Genomic DNA, 20276 nt, shown 5'->3' with positions numbered 1-20276 from the left:
ACGCCTACCGGCTGCTGCTGGCACGCGGCTACAGCCGGGGAGCCCGCGCGTTGCGGGAGACCGGCCCCGACTCCCTGTTCCGTACCGCGAGCGTCACCAAGCCGGTCACCGCCGCCGCCGTCCTGCGGCTCATCCAGGACGGCCGGCTCCGGCCGTCCGACCGGCTGACGGACCTGCTCCGGCTCGGCCGGCCGGCCGACCCGCGTCTCGCGGAGGTCACCGTCGCGCGGCTGCTCCGGCATCTCGGCGGCTGGGACCGCGAGGTGTCGGGGGACCCGATGTTCGACGACGTGGCGATCGCCAAGGCGCTCGGCCGGCCGTTGCCGATCGGCCAGGACGACATCGTCCGGTACGTCACGGCGCGGCCCCTCGACCACGCGCCGGGCACGACGTTCGCCTACAGCAACTACGGCTACCTGCTCCTCGGTCGGATCATCGAGAAGGTCACGGGGCGGCCGTACGCGACGTACGTGCGGGACGCCGTGCTGGCCCCGCTCGGGATCACGCGGATGCGGCTCGGCCGGACCCTGCTGCCCACGGCCGGTGAGGTGCCGTACTACTCGCAGTACAAGGGCGCGACCGTGATGGACCCCTCGGGCGCCCAGGTGGCCGCGCCGTACGGCACCTTCAACCAGGAGAACAACGCGTTCAACTGCGGATGGCTGGCCACGCCGGTGGACCTGGTGCGGCTCGCGCGGGTCTACGACGGCACGACCCCGGTGCTGTCCGCGAGCTCGGTGGCCCAAGCGTTCGCGGTGCCCGAGACGGGCGCCGACCGCGGCCGGTACTACGCCTGCGGCTGGCACGTACGGCGGACCGGCCGCGGGCTCGTCACCTGGCACAGCGGGAGCCTGCCGGGCACGAACACCCTGCTGGTCCGCCGCTTCGACGGCCTGGCCTGGGCGGTCATGTTCGACCAGCGGGACGACCCGTCGGGCGAGCCGTACCGCGACATCGACACCGCCCTGCACGAGACGGCGGACGACATGCCGGCCTGGCCGGCCGGCGACGTCACCTGGCGCGCGCCTTTGACCGCGCCGGATGGTCGTCCGGGTCTTCGCAGGTAGGGGTGGGTTATGCGAACATGTGTTCGTGTCGAGTGAGGCCGCCATCCTGCACGCCGACCTGGATGCCTTCTACGCGTCGGTCGAGCAGCGCGACGATCCCCGCCTGCGCTCCCGGCCCGTGATCGTCGGGTCGGGCGTCGTGCTCGCGGCCAGCTACGAGGCCAAGGCCTACGGCGTCCGCACCGCCATGAGCGGGGGCCAGGCACGACGACTGTGTCCGCAGGCGGTCGTGGTGGAGCCGAGGATGCGGGCCTACAGCGCGGCGAGCGAGGCCGTGTTCTCGGTGTTCCGGCACACGACGCCGCTGGTGGAGGGCCTGTCGATCGATGAGGCGTTCCTCGACGTCGGCGGTCTGCGCCGGATCTCCGGCTCGCCGGTCGACATCGCCGTACGCCTGCGGCGCGAGGTCGCCGAGGAGGTCGGCCTGCCGATCACCGTCGGAGTGGCGCGCACCAAGTTCCTCGCCAAGGTGGCGAGCGGCGTGGCCAAACCGGACGGGCTGCTCGTGGTCCCGCCGGGCGGCGAGCGTGAGTTCCTCCATCCGCTGCCGGTCCGGCGGCTGTGGGGCGTCGGCCCGGTGACCGCGGGCAGACTCGGCCGTCGGGGCATCACGACGGTCGGCGACGTGGCCGCCCTGCCGGAAAGCCTTCTCGTCGCCATGCTGGGCCGTGCGTCCGGCCACCACCTGCACGCGCTCGCCCACGGCCGTGACCCGCGCCCCGTGCGCACGGGGGTCCGGCGCCACTCGATGGGTGCGCAGCGGGCCCTGGGCCACCGCGACCGGGGCGACCTCGACGCGATCCTGGTCGGCCTGACCGATCGGGTGTGCCGCCGCCTCCGCGCCGCACACCGGACGTGCCGTACGGTGACGTTGCGCCTGAGGTTCGACGACTTCACCCGGGCGACCCGCGGCCGCACCCTGTCCCAGCCGACCGCCGAGACCGACGCCGTCCTGACGGCCGCCCGAGCCCTCCTCGAGGCCGCGGGCGACCTCGTCACGGACCGCGGCCTGACCTTGCTAGGCGTGGCCGTGGCCGACCTGTACGACGACGACGCGGTCCAACCGCCCCTGCCGTTCGACCGCGCCGAACCGACCGCACTCGACGGCACGATCGACGAGGCCCGCGACCGCTTCGGCCCGTCGGCCATCACCCGCGGCGTACTCCTGGGCCGCGATGAGGGCCCGACCGTGCCACTCCTCCCGGACTGAGAAGAAGCCGACCCGGTGGCCTGGAACCTTGTGTCCGCCGCCGTCGGGGATGTTTCCCGGCTTCTTGATGTCCACGTGCACCAGTCCACCCGGTCTGGCGCGTTCGTACCGGCGGGAGCGGTCCGCCCGCCCAGCTAGGCCGCGTAGGTGCGCAGGACGTTCAGGGCGGCGGCGCCGTACGGGCCGGTGGTGTGCAGGCCGGACTCCGCCGGGCGCAACCGCTGGGCCGCGACGCGGCAGAACGCCCCGGCGGGTCCGGTGATGGTCGACTCCGCGTCGTCCGGGCCGTACCGCCACACGCTCGTGCGGTCCGGGGCGGTCAGTGTGCATGACACCGGGTGGTCGCCGGCTCCGGTCAGCGCCAGGGCGTACGGCAGCGTGCGGTGGGCCAGCCAGGCGATGTGGCGCAGCCGCTCGGTGTCGGGGAAGGGCAGGCCCAGTGGCCCGGTGACGTCGAGGCCGTGCGCCCAGTGTTCGGCGAGCCGGGTGGTGGCGAGCGTGGTCGGTTTCAGCGGCGCCTCGACCCACAGGAGCGGCCGCCCCGGGTCGGCCGACCGCAGCGCGGCGACCGCGGCGCGCCGTGCCTCGCGCCACCGGCGGAACACCTGCTCCGGCGGCGTGCGCTCCGCGCGCACGAGGCGTTCCATCGCCTCGTCCACCGACAGCCCGTCCGCCGGGCGGATCGACTCTCCCGCGCCGGAGGCCGTGGCCGTCACGCCCTCCTCGGACTGGGCCAGGTGGAGCACCACGTCCGCGACGGTCCACCCCTCGGCTCCGGACGGGGAGGCCCACTGCGCCTCGTCCAGACCGGCCAGGACGTCCTCCAGCCGGTCCTGCTCGGCGGTCAGGTCATCGAAGACGCTCACGAGCCCTCCTCCGTGTCGTCCGGAACGACCGCTCCGGTCGGTCACGGGGCCTCCTTCGCGCGGCGGGCGCGGGCGCGGCGTTTGCCCTCGTGCATCGCCTGGACGCGGGCGACCGGGATCGTACGGCCCTCCTCGACCAGGCCCGGGTCCAGCGGCCGGGGCTCGGGCATCTCCTCCGCCCACGGGTCGCGGTCCGCGACCAGCCCCGGCACCGTACGGATGGTGAAGTCGGCCGGCGTCACCGTGTCCAGGTCGTCCCACGCCAGGGGGAACGACACCGGCGCGCCCGGCCGTACGCGCGGGCTGTAGGCCGCCGCCACCGTCGTCGCGCCACCGGATCGGGTCGAGTCCAGGAACACCTTGCCCGCGCGGTCCTCGCGGATGAAGTTGGTGGTGGCGAGGCCGGGATCGAGGCGTTCGGCGCGCGCCGCGACCGCGCGGGTCGCGGCGGCCACCTCCTCGTGCGGCGCCTCCGCGATCGGCACGAACACGTGCAGGCCCTTCGCCCCGCTGGTCTTCACGACACCCGCCATGCCCACGTCCGCCAGCACCCTGCGTACGAGCCGCGCGGCGCCGGCGGCCTCGGCGAACGCGCCGCCGTCCGGCGGATCGATGTCGAGCACGAGGTGGGTGGCGTGTGCCCGGTCGCCAGCGAGGATCAGGGCCGGGTGGTACTCCACCGCCCGCTGGTTGGCGAACCACAGCAGCGTACGGCGGTCGTCGCACAGCGCGTAGGACACCTTGCGCCGGGACGTCTCGGCCCACAGCGTCACCGTGGCGACCCACGGCGGCGCGTACTTGGGCACGTTCTTCTGCATGAACGGGTCCTGGCCGCGCAGCACGCGGACCACCGAGAGCGGCCGGCCGCGCAGCGCCGGCAGGATCCGGTCGCGCATCGCGTCGAGGTAGTCGACCAGGTCGCGTTTGGTCGCGTCCGCGCCCTCGAACAGCGGTTGGTCGAGGTTCGTCAGGGAAACCCCGTCCCGTGTCTCGCCCGCGCCGCTCATCCGCTCACCCTCCCCGGCGGCGGGACGCCAGGTCAAGCCCCACACGACCGTGGCCGGCCCGAACGACGAGGGGCGGCCCGGGTACGGCCGCCCGCCGCCGTCCCGGCGGACGGCGGCGGACGTGGTCACTCCGCGTGCTGGAGCTCGGCGTGCTTGTCGAAGCCGATGTACAGCCGGGCCTCGGCGTTGGTCGCCAGGCGCGCGAGGGTCTCCAGCTCCCGTACGCGCAGCAGGACCGGGTGGTCCGCGTACGCCCCGGCGGCCTCGGCGTGCAGCCGCAGGGCCTCCGCGTCGGACTCGGCCTGCAGGCGCTGGGTCTGCGCGCGGCCCTGGGCCTTGACCAGCTCCGTCTCGCGCCGGGCCTGGGCGGCGATCCGCTCGGTCTCGGCCTTCGACCGCGCCTCGATCGCCTCCCGCTCGGCCTTGGTACGGGCCTCGACGAGCTGTGCCTCGCTGAGCCGCTCGGTCGCGAGCACGCGATTCATGATCTCCTGCAGGTTCCCCGGGAATACGAGGTCCTTGACATCCGCCCGGAGAATGGCGATGCCATAGCCGGAGGCCGCCTCCTGAACGTCACCGAGAATGTCCTCGCTGAGCCGGTTGCGATTGGTGAGAATTCCCTCAAGCGTCATCGACGCGAGCGAACGCCGGGCGGCCAGCTGCACATCGCTGTAAAGGCGGTCGGCGTACGACTCGACCTTTTCCAGCGCGGCGGCCGGGTCGACCACGCGGTACTGCGTGATGATGCTGACCCGCACCGCGACCTTGTCGGAGGTCAGGATCTCCTGCCCCTTGAGCAGCAGTTCACGCTCGCGCATGTCGACCAGCACGACCTCGACGACCGGGGTGTTCCGGCGGCGATGCTCGGTGTCCGGCAGCTCGTAGCGCCCGGCCTCGAGCACCTCGGTCAGCCGGCCGTCCTCGTAGCGGAGACCGCGATGAGTGGACTTGATGACGATTTCCCGGGTGCGTGCCATGACGTTCCCCCATGTTCTTGCGAAGGAGCCGCCCCGTAACAGGCCCGATGTGAAGGACGAGCTTTCGGATGGGAGACCTGTTATCAAAGGATGACTGTTCCGATTGCACCGGTTCCGGAAGGCCACTCGCTCCTGACCCTGCCGGGGCGGCTCGTAAAGAACGATAGGACGGGCACGGCAAATGGTCACCCGATTTATTCGGGCAATGGCGCCGATATGTGCGAGCGGTCAGCCGACGTGCTCCGCCTCGGCCTGCGCGTGTCGCCGCCGGCGGCCGGAGTACAGGTAGTTCTTCGGCCGGCGCAGGGCGGTGAACGCCCAGGTCATGTTGGGTTCGAGCGCCCAGTGCATGAGCCAGCGCACCGGCGGCGTGCACAGCAGGGTCGCCAGCAGCGCGCCGGCCGCCCCGACCGCCAGTGTGCCCGGCACCGTGTGCAGGACGGCGGGGTCGTACCAGCCGTAGTAGTCCGCGAGCTTGGTGGCGAAGCCGTGGAGCAGGTAGGCGTACAGCGTGGCCGACCCGAGCGAGGTGAACCAGTGCTTCTTTCGCGGCACGAGCGACAGGAACGCCGCGACCAGCACGGTCGCGGCGATGAGGAGGCCGAGTCGCATGCCCGTCCCGACGAGGTTGTCCACGTGGAGCTTCGGGTTGCCGCTGCGCCAGTACACCCACTCGGTCGCCATGTGCCGGTCGACGAAGAGGTACGTGACGGCGAACCCACCGGCCAGGGTGAGCGCGCCGAGGACGGCGGCCCAGCCCTTCTTGAGGATCTCGAAGTGCTCCGGCTTGAGGAACAGGCCGAGGACGTAGAAGGGCACCAGGCCGAAGATGCGGTTCATCTCCAGCGTGTTGGGCAGCTGGCTCATCCCCGACAGCAGACTGATCACGACGGCGACCACGATCGGGAAGCGGATCTGCTGCCAGACCGGCGTGGACAGCCGCCAGGCGAACAGCGCCATCAGGAACCAGGTGAGGTAGTACGGGTCGAGCAGGCTGAGCTCGAACTTCGAGTGCCCCACCGCCCAGTGGTAGGTGGAGTACGCCGTCTCGAACACGAAGTACGGCACGGCCACGTTGGTGAGCAGCTTGCGGGCCTTCCCGCCCGCGAAGGTGAAGCGGCGCGTGAAGTAGCCGGTGATGACGATGAACACCGGCATGTGGAAGGTGTAGACGAACAGGTAGAGCGCGTGCGCGAAGTGGATGTCGCGGAGGTTCTCGATGGCGTGGCCCGCGACGACGAGCAGGATCGCGAAGAACTTGGCGTTGTCGAAGAACGGGTCGCGCTGCCGCGGCTTCCGAACGGGCTCCACGGCGGCCGGCTCCGCGACCGGCTCCGCGAGTGACGACGGCGCCGGCAGGGCGGCCTGCGACCGCGGGAGCGGCTCGAACGCCGATGACTGGGGGGTGCTCATCACGATCTACTTCGCTCGTCCGCTTCATCGATCCCGGTGGCTCCAGGACCGAACTGGCGTCGCCGACCTTACCTACTCCTGTCGCCTCGGCGAACCGGACTTGGCGAACTCTCAGGAAGCGTCCGGGAACGCGCGGTGCCCGGCGGGCACGGGGTTTCCGCGCCGTGCCCCAACCGGAGTCGGGGCGCCGCGTACGGGCCGGACGCGACTCGTGCCACGTCAGTGGCGTGTCGTCCACTGGCTCGGCGACTCGTCGCGGGAGCGCCGCCCGGGGCGGGGCCGCTCATGGCTAAAGTTGGACCGACGAAATTGGTGACAATTCTCGGTGGCCAGGGGGACCGTGTGGGGGAGGAGAACGGCGGCGACCGGCCCGTGGTGGCCGACATCCGGGAGGCCATCCTCACCGGTGAGTTCGTCCCGAATCAGCGCCTCGTCGAGGCGGACCTGTCCGAGCGCTTCGCCGCGAGCCGCGCCCGGGTCCGTGCGGCGCTGCTCGAACTGACCAACGAGGGACTGGTCGAGCGGGTGCAGAACCGCGGCGCCCGCGTCCGCGCCGTACGCCTCGAAGAGGCGATCGAGATCTCCGAGGTGCGCATGGTGCTGGAGGGCCTGTGCGCCGCGAAGGCCGCCACCCGGATCACCGAGGCCGAGTCGGAGGAGCTGGAGGAGATCGGCGAGAAGATGCGCGAGGCCGTCGCGTCGGGCGACGTGCTCGGCTACTCGCGCCTGAACGAGCGCCTCCACCGCCGCATCCGGGAGATCAGCGGCCAGCACACCGCCGCGAACGTACTCGAACGCCTGCGCGCCCAGAACGTCCGCCACCAGTTCCGCCTGGCGATGCACCCGGGCCGCCCGACGGTCTCGTTGCCGGAACACCTCGCCATCATCGACGCGATCCGCGTCCACGACGCGGAGGCCGCCGAAGCGGCCGCCCGCGCCCACCTGCGAAGCGTGATCCGCACCCTCCCCGAGGCCGCGCGCCGCCCCGCCGAACCCTCGTAGCCGGGGCCCCGCCACGGGCCGGGCCGTCGCCGTCCGGATCGAGGTCAGTCACCATCCTCGCTGACGGCGGGGGACAGGCGGCTCGCGAGCAGTTCGAGCGCGCCCACGACCTCGGCGATCCGTTCCGGATCGTCCGTGCCGAGGGCCGTGCCGACGGCCCGGTCGACGGAGACCGCGCGGATCTCCGTGACGCGCGCGGAGGTCTCCGGGGCCGGCCGGATCAGCAGCCGTCGCCGGTCGGCCGGGTCCGTCTCCGTGATGATCGCGCCCGCCTCGCGCAGCCGTGCCACGCACGCCGAGACCTTGCTCTGCGGAAAGCCCGTGCGTGCCGCGATCTCGCCCACCGAACCGCCCGGCCGCTCCCGGATCTCGCTCGCGACGATGAGGACCGACCGGTGACTCGTGGAGCGCCGGCCGACGCCCTCCGTCGGGATGGCCTCCTCACCGAGCTTCATCAGCGTACGGCCCAGCAGGAACAGCTCGATTCCGTTCACTCGCGTCAGGTTACATCAAACTAGATGCATCTATCTTGATGTATCTAATCTGATGGATTACTGTCCCGGAACAGTCCCCGACGAGAGGAACCACGATGATCGCCACCAGGACACTCGCCGTTCCGGGCGCCACGCTGCACTACGAGGTGACGGGCACCGGGCCCGTGCTCCTCATCTCCCCGAGCGGTCACAACGGCAGCCGTCAGGGCGTCGACCTGGCGCGGCACCTCGCCGACGCCTACACCGTCGTGACCTACGACCGCAGGGGACTGGCGCGCAGCAGCGTCGGCGACCCGCGGCGGCCGGTGACCATGGCTGCGCACACGGACGACGCCCATCGCCTGCTCGCCGCCGTCACCGACGAGCCCGCGTTCATGCTCGGGTGCAGCTTCGGCGCCGTGATCGGTCTCCGCCTGGCCGCCGAGCACCCCGAGCGGCTGGCCACGCTCGTCGCCCACGAGCCTGTCGCCCCCGCGCTACTGCCGGGCGCCGAACGCGCACGGCACGAGGAGGAGCTCGACGTCCTCCGGCGGCTCCTGCGGGAGAAGGGCATGGCCGCGGCGCTCGCGGAGATCGCCCGGGTGCTCGGCATCGACCCCGCGCGGGAGACCGAGCCCGGCCTCACCCCGCACCCGATGACCCCCGAGCGCGCCGCCGACTTCAGGTACTTCGTGGAGCACGACTTCGGCGCGGTCCTCGCCGACACCTTCGACCCACGGGCCGCGCTCGAAACGGGCGTGCGCGTCGTGCCGGCGGTCGGCCGTACCACCCCCGGTACGGTCTTCGACCGCAGGTGCGCCGAAGAGCTGGCCAAGGCGCTCGGCGCCGAGCCCGCGGAGTTCCCCGGCGGCCACAACGGCGACCTGTCCCACCCCAGGGCGTACGCCGCCCGTCTGCGCGAGGTGCTGGAGACCTCCCGGACGACGGTCTGACGCCCCCCGGGGGGGAGGTCAGCGTTCGGGTTCTTCGGCCGGTGGATTGCGCCGTTCGTACGAGAGGCGCGCCGACCAATGCCGCACCAGACGTGCCATCGCCTCGGCGCGCCGCTGCCGGCGGAACTCGACGCGCCCGGCGATCCACAGGCAGAAGGCCGCCAGCGGCAGCTCGCCGCAGCAGGCGAGGAGGAGCGCGATCGCCAGCTCGCGGTGGCTGTCCGCCGTCACCACGTCGAACCAGGCGTCGACCAGCAGCAGTGTGCCGGTCATCGCGGCGCTGAGCTCGATGTGCTCGCGCCCTTTCTGCGCCAGCCAGCCGGTGCGGATGAGCATCCCGCACAGCGCGAGGTCGAAACCGATCCACGACGCGCCGTAGTGCGCCGCCTCGTGCCGGGTCGGCAGAATGAAGACGAGCCCGCTGATCCACGGCAGCATCAGCAGGCCGACGCCGATGATCAGCCAGCCGATCCAGCGCGGCACCACGGGGGCGGGGCGCAGCGCACGGGTGAGCGCACCCTCCATCCGCTCCGTACGGGCCGTCTCGGGCGGTTCGACGGCGTGCACGGACTCCGTGGAGTGGTCGATGGGCAGCTCTTCGATGGGGCCCTCGGAGGGGGGCGCCTGAGGGACCGGGCGCCGATCGTCCTCGGGACGGGGGGTGTGGGCCATGTCTCTATATTCAGGGCACGAAGGTAGAAAGACCTCCCCGGGGGCAGATCCCGGAACGGTCCCGGTCGTCACACTCGCCGGTTGGAGGTGCACGGTGCGTAGTTTCGGCGTCGAGGAGGAGATGCTGCTCGTCGACCCCGGCAGCGGCGCCGCGGTGGCGCTCGCCGAGGCCGTCACCGGCGGTGCCGACGACGCGCCAGTGGCCGAGCTGCAACGCGAGCAGGTCGAGACCGACACCGCTCCCTGCGCGACACTCGACGAGCTGGCCGGCCAGCTGCGCGCCCGCCGCCGCGCCGCGGCGAACGCCGCCGGGCGCGAGAACTGCCAGGTCGTCGCGCTGGCCACCTCGCCGCTGGCGGTGCGCCCGTCGACCACCCCGACGGAGCGTTACCGGTGGATGGTCGAGGAGTACGCCCTCACCGCGCACGAACAGCTCACCTGCGGTTGCCACGTCCACGTAGGGGTGGAGTCGGAGGACGAGGGCGTCGCGGTCCTGGACCGGATCCGCGTGTGGTTGCCGGTGCTGCTCGCGATGACCGCCAACTCTCCGTTCTGGCAAGGGTGTGACAGCGGGTACGCCAGCTATCGGCAGCGGGTCTGGGGACGCTGGCCGTCCGCGGGCCCGACCGAGCCGTTCGGCACGCCGAAGGTCTACCACGAGACCGTCCAGGCCATGATCGACAGTGGCGTGCTGCTGGACGAGGGCATGATCTACTTCGACGCCAGGCTGTCACGGCACTATCCGACGGTGGAGATCCGGGTCGCGGACGTGTGCACGGCGTCCGGCGACGCGGTCCTTTTGGCCGCGCTCGTCCGGGCGCTGGTCGAGACCGCCGCCCGCGAGTGGCGGGCCGGCGACCCGCCTCTGCCGGTGCGGGCGGAGCTGCTCCGCATGGCCTCCTGGCGGGCGAGCCGGTCGGGGCTGGAGGGGGAGCTGGTGCATCCGGTGATGCTGCGTCCCGTTCCGGCGAGGGAGGCGGTACGGGCGTTGCTCGACCACGTGACGCCCGTGCTGACCGAGCTGGGCGACCACGACGCGGCGGTCGATCTGACCGGCCGCCTGCTGGACCGGGGCAACGGCGCGACCGGGCAACGCCGTACGTACGGCAGGACCGGCGACCTGAGCGCCGTCGTACACGCGGCGGTCGAACAGACCCTGCGCGACTGAGCCCCGGCCGCAGCAGTATCCGACCAGGTATGACCTGGTCACCCCGCCGATCCGGGGTATGGAGAACGAGAGATAATGACAAAGGATGAATCAGGGGGACTCATCCTCTTTCCGAAAGAAGGCGATCGGAATGGCTGGTATCTCTCGCCATTCTTCGGGGATGGCAGGGCATCCCGACGCGGCTGAGATGCGCGAACGCTACGCGCGAATGACCGAGGGCCGCCGGGCGGAGATGCTCGAAGGCCTCGTCATGATGACCGGTCTGTACATGGCCATCTCACCGTGGGTCATTCATTTTCACCAGGGGAACACGAACCTCACGGTGAACAACCTCATCCTCGGCATCGCGCTCGCCGCGATCGGCCTGGGTCTCGCGATGGTCCCGGAGCGGGCCATGGGCCTGGGCTGGCTGCTCGTCCCGCTCGGGATCTGGATGATCATCTCGCCCTGGGTGGTGTCCGCCGGGCACGGCGAACGGGCGGGCGTGGTCATCAACAACGTCGTGATCGGTGCCGTCGCCACCGCTCTCGGCCTGGCGATCATGGCGATGATGGGCAAGCGTCGCGAGGGCCGCCGCACCCGTACCGCCACCGCCATGCGATAGCGGGGCCGAGGCGACCGGGCCTCACGGGGGGATCTTCGTGAGGCCCGTCCGCCGGGACCCCTAGACCGAGGCGTACTCGGGCAGGTCGGCGTCCGTGGCCATCGACCTGCTGCTGCTGACCAGCAGCCGCTGGAACAGGCGGGTGCCGAAGAGGGCGTTCCGGGAGCGGAGGCCGACGGCGCTGGCCGGGGCGAGGAACCTGCCGGGGTTGGCGCCGCGCTGCCAGCGGGCGGCGTAGGGCCGCATCCGGTTCTCATAGGCGGTGAAGCCGGCCCGGTGATCGCCGCCGGCGGAGGCGAGTTCGCCGGCCAGCACGTAGGCGCCGACGATGCCGGTGCCGACGCCCATTCCGCCGAGCGTCAGTCCCCACGCGGCGTCGCCGAGCAGCGCGGTGCGGCCGGATGACCAGGCGGGGGCCTGGGCCCGGCTGATCGAGTCGAAGTACAGCTCGGGCGCGTCGCGCAGGCCGGCGAGCAACCGCGGTGCATGCCAGCCCATGCCGGCGAACGCGTCGGCGATGAGCTTCTTCTGCTGTTCGAGGTCGTTCCAGTCGTAGTCCAGCCGCGGCGACGCGAACACCGCGAAGACACCCGCCCGATCCGGGTCGCGCCGGTCGGCGGCGACGCTGAGCATCCGCCCGGGGACGTTGTACTGCTGTGGCGTGGCGTCCGCCGCCGGCGCGTCGGGCACCTCCCACCCGGCCACGTAGTAGCCGAGGTGCCGCACAAAACGGTGCTCGGGTCCGAAGACGATGCGGCGCACACCGGAGTGCAGCCCGTCGGCACCGATCATCACGTCGAACGTCCGCCGGCCGTGTCGGCCGAACTCCACCTGGATGCCGCCGGCGGTCTCCGTCGCCTCGACGACCATGTCGCCGAACAGATACTCGGTGCCCTCGCGGCCGTGCTCGTAGAGCACCCGGGACAGGTCGCGGCGGAGCACCTCGACCTCACCTCCGGCGAACTCGGCGGGCAGCTCGAAGATCTGGCGGCCGTGCCGGTCCACGCAGCGCATCGCGCCGCCGTGGGTCTGCAGCGAGCGCAGCTCCTCCAGGACGCCCATCTTCGACAGCACGCTCATGTGGGTGGGGCCACGGAAGTCGACCGCGAAGCCGGAGGTGCGAAGCGCCGGCGCGACCTCGACGACGGTGGTGTCGGCCCCGTACCGCGACAGCCAGTACGCCAGGGCCGGGCCCGCGACGCCGGCCCCGGAGATCAGGACCCGCAGGCCGCTCAGCGCGGAATCGATCACATCAGGCTCCTGTCAGCACGAAAAACCGTATCCATCGGACACAGTGTACGATAGACACAGTTAAGGAGCGCGCGCAAGGGAGTGCGGATGGCGGCCGAGACGGCGGCGACCAAACTGCTGTGGAGACAGCGGGCCACGGCGAAGCGTGGCCCGAAACCGACGCTGAGCCTGGACGCGATCGCGGCTGCCGCCATCGAGATCGCCGATGCCGACGGACTCGCGGCCGTGACGATGCAACGCGTCGCCGAGCGGCTGGGCGTGACGAAGATGGCCCTGTACCGCTATGTGCCGGGGAAGGTGGAGCTGGTCGCGCTGATGATCGATCTCGGCGCCGGTGAACCGCCGGCCCTGGCCGAGATCGCCGGCGGCTGGCGGCCGAAGCTCGACACGTGGGCGCGGCGGATGCTCGACCGGTTCTCGGCGCATCCATGGGCGCTCGAGGCGATCGTCGGGGCGCGCGCGATCGGTCCCAACGAGCTCGGCTGGCTTGAGCAGGCCACCGCCGCGCTGACCGGTACGGGACTGACCGGCTCGCAGATGCTCGACGTGGCCGCCACACTCGCCGGACACGTGCGGATGATCGCGCAACAGGCCGTGGCGGTGTCCACCGACACCCCTGAGCGGGAGATGAGTGACACCATGGGCGCGCTACTGGCCGGCCGCGAAGACCGGTTCCCCGCGCTGGCCGTGGCTCTGTCCGACCCGGGCGGCAAGGATCAGGCGCTCGACTTCGGCCTGCGGTGCATCCTCGACGGCGTGGAGCTGCTGGTCAACCGTCGGTGACCAGGGCGTACGTCATTGGTGGTGCCACCAGGGGGGCGGGCTGCCGTGGTGCCGGTGCGGATGCCCCGTCGGCCACCAGGTCGGCGGGCCGCTTGTCGAGGTCGAGGGGGAGGCGCTGGGGCTGACCACCGGCGGCGGGATCGACGAGCCCAGGCGCGTCGAGGACGAGATCTCCGGCCGCCGTGCCGACCCGCGCGGCTCGGGCGTCGGGCCCGAAGCGTCCGGCGTCGAGGACGACTCGGACGGCGCGGCGATCGGCGGCTCGCCGGCCCCCGGGCCCTTTCCGGCCGGGTCGCCGGTCAGCGCCAGCGTGATGCCGGTGATCGCCACCACGAGCACCGCCGCGGCCGTGACCATCAGGAGCATGCCGTGGCGGAATCGCATCTCCTCCAGCCGTGCGTGCACGGCCGCCCGGAGCCGTCCGGGACCGCTCGAATCGCCGGCGGGCCGCGCGGCCCGGCTCACGAGAGGGTCGCCTGCGTGCTGTTCTGTGGCCACGAACCAACCCTAAAGGCGACGCATCCCCAAAAACCCCATCATCAATGACAACGTGGGTCACGGAAGTCCCGCGGCGAGGGCCGTCATCGCTCGGCGAGTTCGGTGAGCAGGTCCTGGGACAGGGCGATGCGGCCGCTCAGGTCCGTGCCGCCGCACAGTGCCAGGGCGGCCTCGGCCATGACCTCGGGCGGCTCCGCGTCGGCGTCGTCCTCGGTGGTGAGCCCGTGGAACAGCGTGCCCGGGGTGGGCACGACGCGGTTGGGCGCCAGGGAGTTGACCGCGACGCCGTCCCCGTGGACCTCCGCGGCCAGGCCGGTGGTGAACCGTTCTAGCGCCGCCTTGCACATCCCGTACACCGTGCCGCCCGCGAGGCGGTTCCGTACGAGCGCGGGATGGCGCGAGGCCAGCGAGGAGATGTTGAGGATCCAGCCGCGTCCTCGCGAGCGCATCTCCGGCAGGACGAGTCGTGCGAGGTGGAACGGCGCCGTGACCTGCACCTCGAACATCAGCGCGTACCGGCGGTCGGTGAAGTCGGCGACCGGGGTGAAGTAGGTGACGGCGGCGTTGTTCACCAGGATGTCGGCCGGACCGAGGTGGCCGGTGACGTCGCGGACGAGCGACACGCGCGCGGCCGGGTCGGCCGGGTCGGCGGCGAGCGCGCGGGCCGGGCCGCCCGCCGCCTCGATGTGCGCCACCGTCTCGTTGATGGTGCCGGGCAGACGCGACCGGGCGGGGTCGACGGTACGGGCGGTGACGGCCACCGTCGCGCCCTCCGCGGCGAACCGCCGTGCGATGGCCGCGCCGATGCCCCGGCTCGCCCCGGTGACGATCGCTACCTTGCCGTCGAGAATGCCCATGAACGGGTCCTTTCGTCGGAACCGGGAAGGGGGGTCTCCCAGGGGGTTGACAGGTACGCTAACCCTCCGGACACTTTTCTAGAAGTTCATTCTAAAAACGCGTGAGTGGAGCGATCAGGCCAATGGGGATCGTCGAAGGACGCGTGGTGATCGTGACCGGCGCGGCGCGCGGCATCGGCCGTGGGCACGCGCTGGAGTTCGCCCGGCAGGGCGCCAAGGTGGTCGTCAACGACCTCGGGGCGCAGGTGGACGGGAGCGGCACGTCGACGGGTCCGGCCGGTGCGGTCGTGGACGAGATCCGCGCGGCCGGTGGTGAGGCGATCGCCAACGGCGACGACGTCGCCGACTTCGAGGGCGCCCGGCGGCTGATCGAGACGGCCGTTGAGACCTACGGCGACCTGCACGTCCTGGTGAACAACGCCGGCATCCTGCGGGACCGGATGCTGGTCAACATGACCGCCGAGGAGTGGGACGACGTCATCCGGGTGCACCTGCGCGGCACGTTCGCGCCGCTGCGGCACGCCGGAGCCTACTGGCGGGCCCGGTCCAAGGCCGGCGAGCCCGTCGACGCCGCGATCATCAACACCACGTCGTCCTCGGGCATCTACGGCAACGCGGGCCAGGGCAACTACGGCGCGGCCAAGGCCGGCATCGCCGGGCTGACCGTGATCGCCGCCCGCGAACTCGGCCGTTACGGCGTGACCGTGAACGCGGTCGCCCCGGCCGCGCTCACCCGCATGACCGAGAACCTCGTGCGCTGGAAGGGCGGCGACGCCCCGGCGGACTTCGACCCGCGCGCCGCCGACAACATCGCCCCGCTCGTCGTCTGGCTCGGCTCCGGCCAGGCCCGCGGCATCACCGGCCGGGTGTTCAACGTCCGCGGCGGAACGATCAGCGTCGCCGAGGGCTGGCGCGCCGGTCCCGGCGCCGACAAGGGCGCGCGGTGGGACCCGGCCGAGCTGGGCGAGGTCATTCCCGGCCTGGTCGAGAAGGCCGCGCCGAACGTCATGCCCGACGGCCGTACGCCGGAGAACTGACGATGCCGCTCGACCACGGTGCGATCGGCGTCGAGTCCGCGCCGCACGACCGTTCCTGGACCTCCAAGGACGCGCTGCTGTACGCGGTCGGCGTCGGCGCGGGCGTCGACGACCCGCTGAGCGAACTGGCCTTCACCACCGAGAACACCGCCGGTACGCCGCAGCGGGTGCTGCCGACGTACGCGGTGCTGCTCGCGCAGGTGCCCGGCGCCCGCCGGATCGGCGACTTCGACCCCGCGATGCTCGTCCACGCCGAGCAGGCCTTCGAGCTGCACCGGCCCCTGCCCGCCGAGGGTGCGCTGCGGGCCACCGCCAAGGTGACCGGCATCTACGACAAGGGCTCGGGCGCGCTGGTCGTCACGGAGGCCACCGCGGTCGACCCGGCGACCGGCGAGCGGCTGGTCACCTCGCAGGGCTCGGTGTTCATCCGCGGCGAGGGCGGCTTCGGCGGCGACCGGGGCCCGCGCGACGAGTGGAGCCTCCCGGACCGCGCGCCGGACTACGAGGTCACGTACCGGACCCGGCCCGAGCAGGCACTGCTCTACCGGCTGTCCGGCGACCGCAACCCCCTGCACTCCGACCCGGCGTTCGCCGCGCGCGCCGGGTTCGACCGGCCGATCCTGCACGGCCTGTGCACGTACGGCGTCGCCGGACGCGCGCTGCTGCACACCATGGCCGACTCGGACCCGGCGAGGTTCGCCGCGATGGCGGGCCGGTTCAGCAGGCCGGTGACGCCGGGGGAGTCGCTGACCACGTCGATCTGGGCGGAGGGGACGACCGCCCTGTTCCGTACGGCGAAGGAGGACGGAACGGTCGTCATCGACCGGGGCCGGGCGAGCTTCCGGTGAGCGGGGCGCCCAGCCGTCAGCCGGGGAAACCGGTCGGCGCGGATGCCTACGCCTCGTGGGCGATGCCGAATCCGAGATCCGACGGGGAACGCGCGGTCAGTCGCGCTTCTCGACCTCCGTCAGCGGGTCGAGGCGGCGGATCAGGCGGATCGCGGCGGCGGCCACCGTGTCGGCCTCCGCCTTCGTCTCGCAGGCGGCGACCTCGCGGGCGGTCTCCCCGATGACCGTGGTCAGCACGGTCACGGTGACGCGGTCCACCGGGTCGGTGCCGGCGCCCAGCAGCACGGCGTTCTGCCGTACCCACTCGCGGTTGCGGGTGCGGCGCATCAGCTCAAAGCCCGGCGGGCCGTCGCCGTCCATCAGCAGCCGTACCAGGTCACGCCGCTGCCACGAGCCCTCCAGGAACGCCTGCGCCCCGGCGATGAACAGCTCCAGCGGGTTGGTCTCGCCCGCCTCGCGCAGGGCGGCGACGGCGGCCGAGGCCGCCGCCTCATGGGCGGCCTGGTGGTCCTCCCACAGCGCGAGGAACAGTTCGGCCTTGCCGCCGAAGTGGTGGTAGAGGCTGCCGACGCTGGACCCGGCGCGTTCGACCACGTCGGCCACGCTCGCGTCCGCGAAGCCGCGTTCGGTGAACACCTCGCGGGCCGCCGCCAGCATGCCCCGGCGGGTCTCCGCGGTACGGCTCCACCGCCAGGCGTTCGCGCTCGGCCGGCTGTTCGTCTTGCGTGCCATCCCACACCTCGTGTCGTCCCCTCCAGGTTACGGAACCGTATTCCAAAATCGGCCCGTACGGGTCCTCTCCTGCGGTCTTGACACCTCCCGGGGCGGCGGGCAGGCTGGTTTTAGAGCCTCGTTCTAGAAACTTGTTTTCCATGGGGAGGGCGTCCGATGGTGGACTTCTCGCTCAGCGATGAAGAGCGGCAGATTCGCGACACCGTCCGCAGCTTCATCGCCAAAGAGGTCATGCCCCTCGAGGACGAGGTGCTGCGCAACGAGCGCGCCGGCCGCCCCGGCCTCGCCCCCGACGTGATCAAGGAGCTCCAGCGCAAGGCCAGGAAGGCGGGCTTCTGGGGGATCAACACCCCCGAGGAGTACGGTGGCCTCGACGCGGGCGCGGTCATGTCGGCGATCCTCGCCATCGAGACCGGCCGTACGTTCGTGCCCTTCGCCTTCGGAGGCAGCGCGGACAACATCCTCTACGCCGGCACCGAGGAGCAGAAGCGGCGCTACCTGATCCCGACGATCGAGGGGGAGCGGCGGTCCTGCTTCGCCATCACCGAGCCCGGCGCGGGCTCCGACGCCCGCAACATCACCACCCGCGCGGTCAAGGACGCGAGCGGCGACTGGGTCGTCAACGGCGAGAAGACCTTCATCACGAACGGCAACGAGGCCGACTTCGTCATGGTCTTCGCCGTCGTCCCCGACGCGGGCGTCACCTGCTTCCTCGTCGACCGTGACATGGGCTGGAAGTCCGAGCCGATCCCGACGATGGGCGAGTGGGGCCCGGCGTCCCTGGTCTTCGACGACGTACGCGTGCCGCACGACAACGTGCTCGGCGAGGTGGGCAAGGGCTTCGAACTCGCCATGCAGTGGATCAGGAACGGCCGTTTCATGATTCCGGCGAGGGCCATCGGCTCCGCCGAGCGCCTCCTGCAGATGGCGATCGACTACGCGAACCTCCGTAAGTCGATGGGCCACCTGATCGGGGAGTACCAGGCCATCCAGTGGCAGATCGCCGACTCCCAGGTGGAGATCGAGGCGACCAAGTGGCTCACCCTGTACGCCGCCTGGCGCGTCCAGAACGGCCTCGACGCACGGCACGCCTCTTCGATCGCCAAGCTCAACGGCGCGGAGATGGCAGGCAGGGTCGTCGACCGCGTCCTGCAGATCCACGGCGGCATGGGGTACACCAAGGAGCTGCCGATCGAACGCTGGTACCGCGAGCTGCGCCTGCTGCGCATCTACGAGGGCACCGACGAGATCCAGCGCCGCACGATCGCCCGCAACCTCCTGAAGGGTCACGTTCGCCTCGGCGGCATCGGCGAATGACGGCGGGGGAGGGCCTGCGAGGCCTCTTCGCGCCCGCCTCGATCGCCATGGTGGGCGCCACGGACAAGTCGGGCTGGTCGGTGGCGACCTTCGCCAACCTGCGGCGGCACGGGTTCGCCGGCCCGGTCTACCTCGTCAACCCCCGCACCGAGGTCGTGCACGGTGAGCGGGCCTACCGCAGCCTGACCGACCTGCCCGGACCCGTCGACCTCGTCTACGTCATGGTGCCGACGCCCGTCGTGCTCGACGTGCTCAAGGAGGGGTCGCGGCTCGGCATCCGCAACTACGTCGTGCTCACCGCGGGCTTCGGCGAGACCGGGGCGGAGGGGCGCGGACGCGAGGAGGAGCTCACCGCCTTCTGCCGGGCGAACGGCCTCATCGTGCTCGGGCCGAACGGCAACGGCTACATCAACACGTCTGATGGCCGCGCTCCCCTCCTCACTCACTCCGCGGACGGCTCATCCCTCACCGACCACTCCGCTCGCTCGTCGGCTCGCCGCTCCGGGGCCGGCATCACGCCGTACGGGCTGCCGATCCCGCCGCCGCTGCTGCGCGGGTCGGTCGGCGTCGTGCTGCAGAGCGGCGCGCTGGCCAGCTCCGTGCTCGCCTTCAGCCAGGCCCGCGGCATCGGCCTGAGCCTGCTCACCTCGATGGGCAACGAGGCCGTGGTCTCGGTCACCGACGTCATCGACCACCTCGTGGACGACCCGGCGACCCGCGTCATCGCGCTCTTCCTGGAGTCGATCCGCAGGCCGGAGGAGTTCGCCCGGGTGGCGCGCCGCGCACTGGCGGCGGGCAAGCCGATCGTCGCGCTCAAGATCGGCCGCAGCGGGCTCGCCTCCCGTACGGCGCAGGCGCACACCGGCGCTCTCGTCGGCGACGACGCCGTCATCGACGCGGCGTTCCGGCAGCTCGGCGTCGTCCGCGTCCGCTCGCTGGAAGATCTGATCATCACGGCCGGGCTGCTCGCGTCGTCCGGGCCGCTTCCCGGGCCCCGCCTCGGCGTCGTCACGCCGTCGGGCGGCGCCTCGGAGATCATCGCCGACCGCGCCGAGGACGAGGGGCTGGAGCTGCCGGCGTTCGCCGAGGAGACCGTCGCCCGGCTGACCGAGATCATGCCGGACTTCGGCAGCGTCGCGAACCCGCTCGACGTGACCGGGTACGTCGTGGTCGACCGCACCCTGCTCGGCCGGGCCCTGCGGATCGTCGCCGAGGACCCGGGCATCGACGTCGTCATGCTCCTGTCCGACCTGCCGCGCGCCGAGCCGCCGGACCCGGAGCCGGTGTTCCGGCTGTACGAGAAGAGCGCGCGGATCATCGAGGAGTCGCCGCGCCCGGTCGTCATCGTCGGCAACGTGCTGACCGACGTCGGCTCCTTCGCCCGTACGCTCCAGGACCGCACCGGGTACCCGCACGTCGTCGGCGGCATCGAGCACGGCCTGTCGGCGATCGGCGCCGCGGTCCGCTGGTCGTCCGCGCGTGAGCGGGCCGCCGTGCGCCCGCGCGCCGCGACGCCTCCTCCGGTCGTGCGCGGCGAGCGG

The 20276-nt window shown here is 71.9% G+C and carries 21 protein-coding genes; 11 read left to right on the top strand and 10 right to left on the bottom strand.

The window, feature by feature from the left end:
* Together ACFFNX_RS16100 and dinB are read left to right on the top strand one after the other, a co-directional pair.
* The coding region (locus ACFFNX_RS16100; protein ID WP_378201894.1) for a serine hydrolase domain-containing protein at positions 1–1067 on the top strand (1067 nt) is incomplete at its 5' end.
* A gap of 25 nt (positions 1068–1092) precedes the next feature.
* A complete protein-coding gene (dinB, locus tag ACFFNX_RS16095) occupies positions 1093–2277 on the top strand; it encodes a DNA polymerase IV (protein ID WP_378201891.1) in 1185 nt (394 codons plus the stop codon).
* A gap of 134 nt (positions 2278–2411) precedes the next feature.
* Here dinB and ACFFNX_RS16090 read toward each other — a convergent pair whose 3' ends face one another.
* From ACFFNX_RS16090 to ACFFNX_RS16075, 4 genes are all read right to left on the bottom strand, one after another.
* Positions 2412–3143: a maleylpyruvate isomerase family mycothiol-dependent enzyme gene (locus ACFFNX_RS16090; protein ID WP_378201888.1), complete on the bottom strand. Its 732-nt coding sequence runs from the start codon at positions 3141–3143 to the stop codon at positions 2412–2414.
* A 41-nt stretch (positions 3144–3184) separates the two neighbouring features.
* Complete coding sequence (locus ACFFNX_RS16085) at positions 3185–4279, bottom strand: DNA polymerase domain-containing protein (protein ID WP_378201885.1); 1095 nt, start codon at positions 4277–4279, stop codon at positions 3185–3187.
* Complete coding sequence (locus ACFFNX_RS16080) at positions 4276–5127, bottom strand: slipin family protein (protein WP_378201882.1); 852 nt, start codon at positions 5125–5127, stop codon at positions 4276–4278. Before ACFFNX_RS16080 ends, ACFFNX_RS16085 begins: the two co-directional genes overlap by 4 nt.
* A gap of 228 nt (positions 5128–5355) precedes the next feature.
* Positions 5356–6540, bottom strand: a complete 1185-nt coding sequence (locus ACFFNX_RS16075) for an acyltransferase family protein (protein WP_378201879.1) — start codon at positions 6538–6540, stop codon at positions 5356–5358.
* Between the two features lie 342 nt (positions 6541–6882).
* On the opposite strand from ACFFNX_RS16075, the gene ACFFNX_RS16070 reads away from it, so the two are divergent.
* Positions 6883–7542, top strand: coding sequence for a GntR family transcriptional regulator (locus ACFFNX_RS16070; RefSeq protein WP_378201876.1), 660 nt, complete (start codon positions 6883–6885; stop codon positions 7540–7542).
* A gap of 44 nt (positions 7543–7586) precedes the next feature.
* Here the strand turns inward: ACFFNX_RS16070 and ACFFNX_RS16065 are convergent, their stop codons facing one another.
* A complete protein-coding gene (locus tag ACFFNX_RS16065; protein WP_378201872.1) occupies positions 7587–8036 on the bottom strand; it encodes a MarR family winged helix-turn-helix transcriptional regulator in 450 nt (149 codons plus the stop codon).
* A gap of 95 nt (positions 8037–8131) precedes the next feature.
* Here ACFFNX_RS16065 and ACFFNX_RS16060 point away from each other — a divergent pair, with 95 nt between their 5' ends.
* Complete coding sequence (locus ACFFNX_RS16060; RefSeq protein ID WP_378201869.1) at positions 8132–8968, top strand: alpha/beta fold hydrolase; 837 nt, start codon at positions 8132–8134, stop codon at positions 8966–8968.
* Between the two features lie 18 nt (positions 8969–8986).
* Here the strand turns inward: ACFFNX_RS16060 and ACFFNX_RS16055 are convergent, their stop codons facing one another.
* Positions 8987–9640, bottom strand: a complete 654-nt coding sequence (locus ACFFNX_RS16055) for a hypothetical protein (protein WP_378201866.1) — start codon at positions 9638–9640, stop codon at positions 8987–8989.
* Between the two features lie 94 nt (positions 9641–9734).
* Between ACFFNX_RS16055 and ACFFNX_RS16050 the strand changes: the two genes are divergently transcribed.
* Both ACFFNX_RS16050 and ACFFNX_RS16045 read left to right on the top strand, forming a co-directional pair.
* Positions 9735–10808 carry a glutamate--cysteine ligase 2 gene (locus ACFFNX_RS16050; protein ID WP_378201863.1) on the top strand — a complete coding sequence of 358 codons (1074 nt, stop codon included), beginning with the start codon at positions 9735–9737 and terminating at the stop codon, positions 10806–10808.
* 160 nt (positions 10809–10968) lie between these two features.
* Positions 10969–11412, top strand: a complete 444-nt coding sequence (locus tag ACFFNX_RS16045; protein ID WP_378201860.1) for an SPW repeat protein — start codon at positions 10969–10971, stop codon at positions 11410–11412.
* Between the two features lie 60 nt (positions 11413–11472).
* On the opposite strand, the gene ACFFNX_RS16040 is transcribed toward ACFFNX_RS16045, so the two are convergent.
* Positions 11473–12663 carry an FAD-dependent monooxygenase gene (locus tag ACFFNX_RS16040; RefSeq protein WP_378201857.1) on the bottom strand — a complete coding sequence of 397 codons (1191 nt, stop codon included), beginning with the start codon at positions 12661–12663 and terminating at the stop codon, positions 11473–11475.
* Positions 12664–12750: 87 nt separating this feature from the next.
* Between ACFFNX_RS16040 and ACFFNX_RS16035 the strand changes: the two genes are divergently transcribed.
* On the top strand, positions 12751–13446 hold the full coding sequence (locus tag ACFFNX_RS16035) for a TetR/AcrR family transcriptional regulator (protein WP_378201854.1): 696 nt from the start codon (positions 12751–12753) through the stop codon (positions 13444–13446).
* A gap of 12 nt (positions 13447–13458) precedes the next feature.
* On the opposite strand, the gene ACFFNX_RS16030 is transcribed toward ACFFNX_RS16035, so the two are convergent.
* Together ACFFNX_RS16030 and ACFFNX_RS16025 are read right to left on the bottom strand one after the other, a co-directional pair.
* Positions 13459–13944: a hypothetical protein gene (locus ACFFNX_RS16030; RefSeq protein ID WP_378201852.1), complete on the bottom strand. Its 486-nt coding sequence runs from the start codon at positions 13942–13944 to the stop codon at positions 13459–13461.
* Between the two features lie 83 nt (positions 13945–14027).
* Positions 14028–14801: an SDR family NAD(P)-dependent oxidoreductase gene (locus tag ACFFNX_RS16025; RefSeq protein ID WP_378201849.1), complete on the bottom strand. Its 774-nt coding sequence runs from the start codon at positions 14799–14801 to the stop codon at positions 14028–14030.
* 122 nt (positions 14802–14923) lie between these two features.
* Between ACFFNX_RS16025 and ACFFNX_RS16020 the strand changes: the two genes are divergently transcribed.
* A complete protein-coding gene (locus ACFFNX_RS16020; protein WP_378201846.1) occupies positions 14924–15838 on the top strand; it encodes an SDR family oxidoreductase in 915 nt (304 codons plus the stop codon).
* A gap of 2 nt (positions 15839–15840) precedes the next feature.
* Positions 15841–16686, top strand: a complete 846-nt coding sequence (locus ACFFNX_RS16015) for a MaoC/PaaZ C-terminal domain-containing protein (RefSeq protein ID WP_378201843.1) — start codon at positions 15841–15843, stop codon at positions 16684–16686.
* Positions 16687–16782: 96 nt separating this feature from the next.
* Here ACFFNX_RS16015 and ACFFNX_RS16010 read toward each other — a convergent pair whose 3' ends face one another.
* Complete coding sequence (locus ACFFNX_RS16010) at positions 16783–17418, bottom strand: TetR/AcrR family transcriptional regulator (protein WP_378201840.1); 636 nt, start codon at positions 17416–17418, stop codon at positions 16783–16785.
* A gap of 156 nt (positions 17419–17574) precedes the next feature.
* Between ACFFNX_RS16010 and ACFFNX_RS16005 the strand changes: the two genes are divergently transcribed.
* A complete protein-coding gene (locus tag ACFFNX_RS16005; RefSeq protein WP_378201837.1) occupies positions 17575–18735 on the top strand; it encodes an acyl-CoA dehydrogenase family protein in 1161 nt (386 codons plus the stop codon).
* Positions 18732–20276, top strand: a 1545-nt coding sequence (locus tag ACFFNX_RS16000) for an acetate--CoA ligase family protein (protein ID WP_378201834.1), incomplete at its 3' end; no start/stop codon positions are given. The genes ACFFNX_RS16005 and ACFFNX_RS16000, both read left to right, overlap by 4 nt.

The sequence above is a fragment of the Actinoallomurus acaciae genome (assembly GCF_042429965.1).
Lineage (GTDB): Bacteria > Actinomycetota > Actinomycetes > Streptosporangiales > Streptosporangiaceae > Actinoallomurus > Actinoallomurus acaciae.
The sequence above is the reverse complement of the archived record's forward strand: the minus strand, read 5'-3'. Positions and strand labels throughout refer to the sequence as shown.

Bases quoted from the DNA above. Each gene is read 5' to 3' on its own strand.
- ACFFNX_RS16080 (WP_378201882.1), bottom strand. From the start codon at position 5,127: ATGGCACGCACCCGGGAAATCGTCATCAAGTCCACTCATCGCGGTCTC.
- ACFFNX_RS16075 (WP_378201879.1), bottom strand. From the start codon at position 6,540: ATGAGCACCCCCCAGTCATCGGCGTTCGAGCCGCTCCCGCGGTCGCAG.
- ACFFNX_RS16060 (WP_378201869.1), top strand. From the start codon at position 8,132: ATGATCGCCACCAGGACACTCGCCGTTCCGGGCGCCACGCTGCACTAC.
- ACFFNX_RS16055 (WP_378201866.1), bottom strand. From the start codon at position 9,640: ATGGCCCACACCCCCCGTCCCGAGGACGATCGGCGCCCGGTCCCTCAG.
- ACFFNX_RS16045 (WP_378201860.1), top strand. From the start codon at position 10,969: ATGGCAGGGCATCCCGACGCGGCTGAGATGCGCGAACGCTACGCGCGA.
- ACFFNX_RS16035 (WP_378201854.1), top strand. From the start codon at position 12,751: ATGGCGGCCGAGACGGCGGCGACCAAACTGCTGTGGAGACAGCGGGCC.
- ACFFNX_RS16025 (WP_378201849.1), bottom strand. From the start codon at position 14,801: ATGGGCATTCTCGACGGCAAGGTAGCGATCGTCACCGGGGCGAGCCGG.
- ACFFNX_RS16020 (WP_378201846.1), top strand. From the start codon at position 14,924: ATGGGGATCGTCGAAGGACGCGTGGTGATCGTGACCGGCGCGGCGCGC.
- ACFFNX_RS16015 (WP_378201843.1), top strand. From the start codon at position 15,841: ATGCCGCTCGACCACGGTGCGATCGGCGTCGAGTCCGCGCCGCACGAC.
- ACFFNX_RS16010 (WP_378201840.1), bottom strand. From the start codon at position 17,418: ATGGCACGCAAGACGAACAGCCGGCCGAGCGCGAACGCCTGGCGGTGG.
- ACFFNX_RS16005 (WP_378201837.1), top strand. From the start codon at position 17,575: ATGGTGGACTTCTCGCTCAGCGATGAAGAGCGGCAGATTCGCGACACC.